This window comes from Mycobacterium sp. (genome assembly GCF_032162105.1).
GTDB lineage: Bacteria > Actinomycetota > Actinomycetes > Mycobacteriales > Mycobacteriaceae > Mycobacterium.
This window is the reverse complement of record NZ_JAVRPS010000505.1, coordinates 1-8,024: the sequence shown is the minus strand read 5'-3', so window position 1 is coordinate 8,024 and position 8,024 is coordinate 1. Positions and strand designations below refer to the sequence as shown.

10 protein-coding genes are annotated in these 8,024 nt (G+C 64.2%); 5 read left to right on the top strand and 5 right to left on the bottom strand.

Features of this window, described 5'->3' with window-relative positions:
* The 3 genes from QOC69_RS26035 to QOC69_RS26025 form a co-directional block, all read right to left on the bottom strand.
* The coding region (locus QOC69_RS26035; RefSeq protein WP_526445094.1) for an MCE family protein at positions 1 to 1,056 on the bottom strand (1,056 nt) is incomplete at its 3' end.
* Between the two features lie 4 nt (positions 1,057 to 1,060).
* A complete protein-coding gene (locus QOC69_RS26030; RefSeq protein ID WP_526445092.1) occupies positions 1,061 to 1,918 on the bottom strand; it encodes an MlaE family ABC transporter permease in 858 nt (285 codons plus the stop codon).
* The gene (locus QOC69_RS26025; RefSeq protein WP_526445096.1) at positions 1,915 to 2,625 is read right to left on the bottom strand and encodes an MlaE family ABC transporter permease; all 711 of its coding nucleotides are present in this window, start codon (positions 2,623 to 2,625) and stop codon (positions 1,915 to 1,917) included. Before QOC69_RS26025 ends, QOC69_RS26030 begins: the two co-directional genes overlap by 4 nt.
* Before the next feature lie 488 nt (positions 2,626 to 3,113).
* Between QOC69_RS26025 and QOC69_RS26020 the strand changes: the two genes are divergently transcribed.
* Both QOC69_RS26020 and QOC69_RS26015 read left to right on the top strand, forming a co-directional pair.
* Positions 3,114 to 3,785 (top strand): TetR/AcrR family transcriptional regulator, encoded by a 672-nt coding sequence (locus QOC69_RS26020; protein WP_526445089.1) that lies wholly within the window; start codon positions 3,114 to 3,116, stop codon positions 3,783 to 3,785.
* 141 nt (positions 3,786 to 3,926) lie between these two features.
* Positions 3,927 to 4,427 carry an ester cyclase gene (locus QOC69_RS26015; RefSeq protein ID WP_526445087.1) on the top strand — a complete coding sequence of 167 codons (501 nt, stop codon included), beginning with the start codon at positions 3,927 to 3,929 and terminating at the stop codon, positions 4,425 to 4,427.
* 5 nt (positions 4,428 to 4,432) lie between these two features.
* Here the strand turns inward: QOC69_RS26015 and QOC69_RS26010 are convergent, their stop codons facing one another.
* On the bottom strand, positions 4,433 to 5,677 hold the full coding sequence (locus tag QOC69_RS26010) for an NAD(P)/FAD-dependent oxidoreductase (RefSeq protein ID WP_526445085.1): 1,245 nt from the start codon (positions 5,675 to 5,677) through the stop codon (positions 4,433 to 4,435).
* A gap of 28 nt (positions 5,678 to 5,705) precedes the next feature.
* Positions 5,706 to 5,897 carry a ferredoxin gene (locus QOC69_RS26005; RefSeq protein WP_526445083.1) on the bottom strand — a complete coding sequence of 64 codons (192 nt, stop codon included), beginning with the start codon at positions 5,895 to 5,897 and terminating at the stop codon, positions 5,706 to 5,708.
* 174 nt (positions 5,898 to 6,071) lie between these two features.
* Here QOC69_RS26005 and QOC69_RS26000 point away from each other — a divergent pair, with 174 nt between their 5' ends.
* The 3 genes from QOC69_RS26000 to QOC69_RS25990 form a co-directional block, all read left to right on the top strand.
* The gene (locus QOC69_RS26000; protein WP_526445081.1) at positions 6,072 to 6,869 is read left to right on the top strand and encodes an SDR family NAD(P)-dependent oxidoreductase; all 798 of its coding nucleotides are present in this window, start codon (positions 6,072 to 6,074) and stop codon (positions 6,867 to 6,869) included.
* A 35-nt stretch (positions 6,870 to 6,904) separates the two neighbouring features.
* Positions 6,905 to 7,531, top strand: coding sequence for a TetR family transcriptional regulator (locus tag QOC69_RS25995; protein WP_526445079.1), 627 nt, complete (start codon positions 6,905 to 6,907; stop codon positions 7,529 to 7,531).
* A 93-nt stretch (positions 7,532 to 7,624) separates the two neighbouring features.
* Positions 7,625 to 8,024 (top strand): thiolase family protein (locus tag QOC69_RS25990; RefSeq protein ID WP_526445077.1); only part of this gene is annotated, 400 nt, incomplete at its 3' end.

Below are 8,024 nucleotides of genomic sequence, written 5' to 3'. Positions count from 1 at the left end.
CAGCGACCCGCAGCTCGGCTTGCCGCCAGGACCGCCCTTCGCCGCGATGACCGGCAGGTTGTCCGGGTAGCGGTACTGGTCCTTGCCGAACAGCAGCGCGGCATCGACGATCAGCGACTTGCCGTTGCCGCCACCGGTGATCTCGGGGTACCCGGTGTCCAGCAGCGTCTTTGCCCCCAGCAGCAGGCAGGTGTATTCGGGGTTGTACTTCGCCAACAGCGCCGTCGTCGGCTCGAGGTCGTTGATGGCCGCGATGAAGTTGGCCCGGTTGGGCGCCAGAAGATTCACTCCGCTGTTGGAGAAGCCGGTCACGTTGAGCAGCAACGAGTCCAGTTGTTTGGACTGCCTGGTGATGGTGGTGCTGGTGGTGCTGGCCGCATCCAGGGTGGCCAGGATGTTCTTCGCCGCAGCGCTATAGGTGTCGGCGAAACCCTTCAGTGAGCGGAAGTCGGCGCGGATGGTCTCCGAGCGCGGGTTCAGCTGCAGCAGTACCTGGTTCAAATCGGTGGTGGCCTCACCGATCCGCTCGCCCTGGCCGCGCACACCCTCGGCCAGCGCGGACAGGATCGCGTTCAGCTTCGCGGGATCGACCTGGTTGAGAAGATCGACGAGGTTCTCGAAGACCGTGTTGACTTCGGTGCTGACGTTGTCCGACGCCAGCACCGCACCGGCCTGCAGCCGCTGCGGGCTCGGGTCGCTGGGATACATCAGCTCCACGTACTTGGCGCCAAAGATCGTGGTGGCCTCGATGCGGGCCCCCACGTTGGCCGGGATGAACTTGGTCTGTTCGGGGAAGATGTCCAGCTTCAGACTAATTGGGCCCTTGCCGCCGGTGACCGCGCCGACCTCGCCGACCTGCACCCCCCGCAGCTTGACCTTGGCACCTACCTCCATCACCAGCCCGGCCCGGTCCGAGGTGAGCGTCACGGGGGTGTATGGGGTGAACGTCTTGTTGAACGCGCCCATGGTGAAGTAGACGAACGCGACGACCACCATCACCATCGCCAGCGCCCACCACCCCCGGCGCTCCCGGCTCTGGTGCCCTCGTTTGGCCATCGCGCTAACCCGCCAAGTTGAAGTGGCCGGTCTGACCGTAGATGGCCAACGATACGAACAGAACCACCACCGACGCGGTGATCAAAGACGTCCGCACTGCCCGGCCGACCGCCTCGCCCACCCCGGCAGGCCCACCCGTTGCGGTGTAGCCGTAGAAGGTGTGCACCAGCATGATCACGACCGCCATCACCAGCGCCAGCGCGAACGACCACAGCAGGTCCGTCGTGGACAGGAACGTATAGAAGTAGTGGTCGTAGACGCCGGTGGACTGCCCATAGAAGAAGGTGGTACCGAACCGGGCGGCGAAGAACGACGCGATCACCGCCACGCAGTAGACCGGGATGACCACCACGACACCAGCAGCCACGCGGGTCGACGCCAGGTAGGCCACCGAGCGGATACCCATCACCTCGAGCGCGTCGATCTCCTCGCTGATCCGCATCGCGCCGATCTGTGCCGTCGCTCCGGCGCCGATCGTCGCGGCCATCGCCACCCCGGCAGTCAGCGGCGCGATCAGCCGCACGTTGAAGTAGGCCGACGCAAAACCGATGAGGGCTTCTACACCCACGTCGGAGAACTGGTTGTACCCCTGCACCGCCACCAGAGCGCCGGTGGACAGCGTCAAGAACCCCACGATCGCGGTCGTGCCACCGATCATGACCAACGCGCCGGTACCCAGACTCATCGCGGCGATCAACCGGATCAACTCGGCCTGGTAGCGCGTCACCGCGTCGCCAACCGAGACCAACGTCTTGCCGTAGAACTCGGCCTGCCCACCCATCCGGTACCAGCCGTCGAGCACCACCTGCGCCCGTTTGGTCACGCGCGGAAACCGCTGCGCGACAGAAGCGCCGGCGCTCATGGGTGCACCTCGAAGCCCACCGCGGTCACGATCACGTTGATCACGAACAACGCAATGAACGAGAAGACCACCGTTTCGTTGACCGCATTGCCGACACCGGCGGGGCCGCCTCCCACCGAAATTCCCTTGTAGCAGGCGATCAACCCGGCAGTCAGCCCGAACAGGGTCGCCTTGATCAGAGCCGTCACCACATCGCTCAAACCGGTGATCAGCGTCATCCCCGCGACGAACGCACCAGGAGTGACGTGCTGGAAGTACACCGAGAAGACGAAACCGCCTGCCAATCCGACCAGAATGACCAAGGAGGACAACAACAAAGCGACCGTCGTCGCCGCCAGCACCCGCGGCACGACCAACGACTGAATCGGGTTGATCCCCATCACCCGCAACGCATCGAGTTCGTCGCGGATCGTCCGCGCTCCCAGATCGGCGCACATGGCGGTCGCCCCAGCGCCGGCGACCACCAACACCGTCACGATCGGACCGGTCTGGTTGACCGTTCCCAGCGACGCCCCGGTCCCGGAGAAATCCGCCGCGCCGAACTCGACCAGCAAGACGTTGAACGTGAACACCGTCAACACCGTGAACGGGATCGACAAGAACAGTGTGGGCACCAACGACACCCGCGCCACGAACCACGTCTGCAGCAGATACTCGCGCCACGCGAACGGCCGCCGGAACATGCACACGAACGTGTCCAATGCCATTGCAAAGAAGCCACCCAGCCCCCGGAACGGCTTGACGACGATGCCGGTCGATACCACTTACCGGGTCCTCCGCATCGACCCGACGGTTCGAAGCCGCGGCGGGGACAGCAGGACAGACGCGTGGGCGTTGGTGGTCACTGCGCCTCGCCCACGAACGATGCGAATCTCACAGCTGACTGTCCCTCCCTGTTGGGTAAGCTCTGCTTGCGTACGGCACCGGCAGTGACGCAGCCCACGTATCGAACGAATTGAAATTAGACTAAAAAATGATTGAGAGCAAGTAGCCAGTTCAAGGCAAATACGTGATCTACAGGCGCGTTAAATTTGCTTCAGGCTTCACCCTTCGCGACGCCGGCGCCAGCAATCGAGCGCGTTGCGGCGCGCAACCCGTCGGACCGAAGGCGTTGCGGCACGTCATCCGCGGCAAGGGAACCGCACGGTTAACGCGCCTAACGGCTTTGCAGGCACACGCTCGGTACCATCTGTTGATGGCACGGGCCCGAGACATCTCCGCACTTCCCGTCTCGCCCGTCGGCGAGGTGGAGGTCGAGGTCGACTCGAAGTCGGCGTTGACCCGGCGCCGCATCCTCGACGCGGCAGCACACGTGCTCAGCGTGAAGGGCTACGGCGGTTTACGACTGACCGACGTGGCCGCCGAAGCCGACCTTCAAGCTCCGGCCATCTACTACTACTTCCCCTCCCGCGAAGTTCTCATCGAAGAAGTGATGTGGGCGGGTATCGCCGACATGCGCGAACACCTCGTCGATGTACTAGATGCGATGCCGGCCAAGGCCTCGGCACTGGACCGACTGTTGGCCGCCGTCGAGGCCCATCTGCGCCACACATTGGAGATCTCCGACTACACAACGGCTGCGATCCGCAATGCGGGCCAGGTGCCGCAAGCGATACGACAGCGGCAGATTCTCGAAGAGGAGCGATACGGCGAGATCTGGCGAAAGCTGGTCAACGACTTGGCCCGATCTGGAACGTTGCGCGCGGACTTGGACCTCTACATCGCACAGATGCTTGTCCTCGGTGCGTTGAACTGGACCGTGGAATGGTGGGATTCCCGACGCGGATCGGTCGACGCCGTGGTGGCGAATGCGCAGACCTTGGTGCGCCATGGGCTCACCGAAGTCCGACCCACTCGGCGCAAGTAGCCCAAGAGGTCGCCCTCCCCGACCGCGCCGCATCGCGGCAGCGGGTTGATAGGTTGTCCGAGCGCCACTTGCCGGAACTCGTCAATTTTTCTAGTATGGATTAGAAATGTTGAGCCGGAATCGGCAGTCTGGAGTGACACCATGAGCGTTCAAACTCGACCCGCGCCGCAAGCCGAGCCGGGCGTCCCGGACTTGGAGTTCGCTCTGACGTGGTACCAGCGGTGGCTCGACGCCTGGAACAGTCACGACCCCGATCGGCTCAAGGAGTTGGTGACCGACGACTTCGTACTGGAGACGCCGACGACCCGTCTCACACACGCGCAGGCCCATGGGCGCCAAGGCGCCAGCGATTACATGAGCTTCGTCGTGAACGCCTACCCGGATTTGACGTGGGAAATGATCGCACCGCCGATGTTCCGGTTGGATGTGCGCCAGGTTGCGTTCAGTTGGCGGGGCAGCGGCCACTTCTCCGGGATCCTCCAGCCGCCTGGACTCGTCGGGACTGGTAACGCATTTAGCTTCGAAGGACTCGAGATCTTCTCCTTCCGCGGGGCTATGGCCTGCCGGCTCAACGCCGTCTACGATCTCGCGACCTTGAACAAACAAACGGGTGTCCACAAGGCAGCTAGATCCGCCGAATAGCAAGGTCATCCATCGCGTCGGGCAGTCGTGGCCAGTGCCGACGCCCGGCGCTTCTCCGCGAACTCCAGCCCATCGCCCCACGAACTCTTCTGCGCAATCATCCTGCGGTACTTCATGATGACGGTTTGGCCGTTGACCGCGAGCGCACCCGCGATGCGGTCGCCTCGCCGGTAGAGCGCCACCCACCTTTCGCCGTTCTCGACGTCACCGTCGACGAGCAGGACCTCGTCGGCATCGGGCACTCCGACGAACTGAATCCTCGACCCGTACCAGTCGGACCAAAAGTAGGGAACCGTCCCGTACGGCTTGGCGTTCTCCGGGTCGAGTGCGTTGCGTGCGGCGGCAGCGCCCTGCTCTGCGGCCGCCGTCCAGTTCTCCATCCGCTGACGCACGCCGAAGACCGGGTTCAGCCAGTTTGCGACGTCACCGGCAGCGTAAACGCCGGGCGCGCCGGTCCACAGCGTCTCGTCACACACGACACCGTTGTCGATCGCCAAGCCGGAGCCCTCGAGCCAGCTGACACACGGGGATACCCCGATGCCAACCACCACCAGGTCGGCGTCGATGAGGGTGCCGTCGTCCAGAACGACGCGCTCGACGCGACCGCCTCCCTCGACTGCCGCAACTCCCCTGCCACACAACAACGTGGTGCCATTGCGTTCGTGCAGGGACGCGATCGCCGCGCCCATCTCCGTGCCTGCGGCACGAACCAAGGGCGTGGGTAGGGCTTCGACGACGGTGACCTCGAGACCTCGCTTCCTGGCTCCAGAAGCAACTTCTGATCCGATGAATCCTGCGCCGACGACGACGGTGCGTGCACCTGCGTCCATGGCGGCACGGATGCTCAGAGAGTCCTCCAGCGTACGAAGTCCCTGCACACCGTCCATGTGCTCGGTACCCGGGAGCGTCCGAAGCTGCGAGCCGGTCGCAATGACCAGTGCGTCATAGCCGATTTGGCGATCTCCCACGTGCACGACCTTGCGGGCGACGTCCAAACCCGTTGCCGGCTCGCCGAGAAGAAGCTCTACGTCAAGCTCGGGGAATACGTCGTCGCTCCGAAAGAACGGAATCCGCGCTTCGACGCCGGGTTCCGTGGCCTCGAGGAACTCCTTGGACAGCGGCGGTCGGTCATAGGGTAGGTGCCGCTCGCCGCCGATGAGAGTGATGTCGCCCGCGAAATCGGTCTTTCGCGCAGCCTCGACGGCCCGCAGACCTGCCAGCGACGCGCCGACGACGACGAGCCGATCCACCGGCCAGCCCCCTGTGCTCGGACCGCCTTCAGCGCTCAATTCTCAATGCCTCTGTGGGGCATCCGGCGACGGCCTCCTCGACCGACTGCAGTTCGTCGTCGGTGATGTCCTCCTTCAGAAGGACGAGCGCACCATCCTCGTTGACTTCGAAGAGATCGGGCGCCATCGACTCGCAGATGCCCAACCCCGTGCATTTGTTGAAATCGACTACGACCTTCATGGAGACCCTTCCTTGACGTGCCCGGGCCCCGGGGCGGCACCGGATTCGATGCGGACCATCCGGCCGCGTCACCATAATCTAATCTAGGTTAGAATATTTGGCGCGGTGTGTCAACGGTGACGATCGACGGTCGAATCACTATGGACAATTTCTAATGTAGGTTAAACTGGAGTGATGGATCTGGGACTTGCCAACGCCCGTGTCGTCGTCACCGGAGGGGCGTCCAACATCGGGCGCGGCATCGTGCACCAATTCGCCTCCGAAGGCGCACGGATCGTGATCAGCGACATCGATGAACCCCAGGCCGAGAAGGTGCGAGCCGAAGCACTCGAACGCGGCGCAGTCGCCGTCGAGCTCGCAATCGCCGATCTGACCGCCCCCGACGGAGCCGACACGGCGATCGGTCGCGCGGTAAGCGCGTGGGGTGGCATCGATGTCCTGGTCAACAACGCCGGTTGGTCGGTACCCGGGTTCATCGCCACCGACACTGACCGCGACAAGTGGCAACGCACCATCGAGATCAACCTGTTCACGGCGATCGCCGCGACCCAATCCGCGATTGGTCCGATGAAGGATGCCGGCGGTGGGTCCATCGTCTTCATCGCGAGCGACGCGGCCTTCGGCCAAATCCGGCAGGGCATCTACGGCGCGTCCAAGGCGGCGATGGTCGCGCTGGCGCGCACCACTGCACGAGAACATGGCAGGCACGGGATCCGGTCGAACGTCATCTGCCCCGGCCTCGTGATACCCGATGGCCCCGATGCAGTTGGTGCATCGAGCCTTTGGGCCGTCGGCGAAGACGAGGTCTTCAACCCGAAGCAGATCGACTTCATGCTGAAGGACACCCCGATGCGCCGACTCACCACCGCCGACGACGTCGCGCGTGCGGTGCTCTGGTTCGCATCGCCATCGGCGGCCCGCCAGGTCACCGGCCAGATGATCTCGGTCAGCGGCGGATACACGATGCCATGAGCCCCGCACGCCTCAGCACACCTCAGCCTTGACCCATGGTCCGGAGAGACATCGGTGTCGCTACTCCCGACGACGAGACGAAGTATGCCCGCACGCGGGGCCGAATCCTGGACGCAGCGGCATACGTGCTGAGCCGAAAGGGCTACGCCGGGACCCGGTTATCGGACATCGCCGAACGAGTGGACATCCAGACGCCGGCGATCTATTACTACTTCGCTTCCCGTGACGACCTGATCGAAGAGGTGATGGCCAGCGGGCTCGCCGACATGCGAGAACACCTCCAAGCAACCTTGCAGGCCCTGCCTCCCGACACACCTGCGATCGACAAGATCCTGATCGCAGCGGAGACCCACCTTCGGCACGAGCTCGAGATCTCCGACTACACAACGGCTTCGATCCGGAATCAAGGACAGATCCCCACTCGGCTCCGTGCCCGCGCCGACCGCGAAGGCGACGGCTACGGAGCGCTGTGGCGACAGCTGTTCGACGAGGCCGCCAGCACGGGACAGCTACGTTCCGACGTCGACCCACGGATCAGTCAGATGCTGGTGCTCGGCGCCCTCAACTGGGCAGCCGAGTGGTGGGACCCACGTCGCACCCCGTTGGACGCCATCGTGGCCGACGCTCAGCGGCTCATCCGGGGCGCGCTCGAACCGAGCTGAACCGACGCGTCTCGTCGCAGCCGACGTCGATGAGGACCCGGTTGCCCTCGCCGTGAGCTTTGTTCGTTTTTGATTCTATGTTAAATTAAGGCCATGGCAGAGGCATTCATCGTCGATGCGGTCCGAACCGCGGTCGGCAAGCGGGCAGGCGGCTTCGCCGTCGAACATCCCGCCGACATGGCAGCACACGTCATCAAGACCGTCGTAGGCCGGCACGACATCGACCCCGCCGCGATCGACGACGTCATCCTCGGTTGTCTGGACAACATCGGCGCCCAAGCCGGCGACATCGCCCGCACCGCGGCGCTGGCCGCCGGACTTCCCGAATCCGTCCCAGGGGTGACGATCGATCGTCAGTGCGGCTCTGCCCAGCAGGCAGTGCATTTCGCCGCCCAGGCGGTGATGAGCGGCACGTCCGACCTCATCGTCGCGGGCGGCGTGCAGAAGATGAGCCAGTACCCCATCCTGAGCGCGTTCGCCGCGGGCGAGCCGT

Coding starts and splice junctions, on each gene's coding strand:
- QOC69_RS26030 (WP_526445092.1), bottom strand. CDS start 1,918: ATGAGCGCCGGCGCTTCTGTCGCGCAGCGGTTTCCGCGCGTGACCAAA.
- QOC69_RS26025 (WP_526445096.1), bottom strand. CDS start 2,625: ATGGCATTGGACACGTTCGTGTGCATGTTCCGGCGGCCGTTCGCGTGG.
- QOC69_RS26020 (WP_526445089.1), top strand. CDS start 3,114: ATGGCACGGGCCCGAGACATCTCCGCACTTCCCGTCTCGCCCGTCGGC.
- QOC69_RS26015 (WP_526445087.1), top strand. CDS start 3,927: ATGAGCGTTCAAACTCGACCCGCGCCGCAAGCCGAGCCGGGCGTCCCG.
- QOC69_RS26005 (WP_526445083.1), bottom strand. CDS start 5,897: ATGAAGGTCGTAGTCGATTTCAACAAATGCACGGGGTTGGGCATCTGC.
- QOC69_RS26000 (WP_526445081.1), top strand. CDS start 6,072: ATGGATCTGGGACTTGCCAACGCCCGTGTCGTCGTCACCGGAGGGGCG.
- QOC69_RS25995 (WP_526445079.1), top strand. CDS start 6,905: ATGGTCCGGAGAGACATCGGTGTCGCTACTCCCGACGACGAGACGAAG.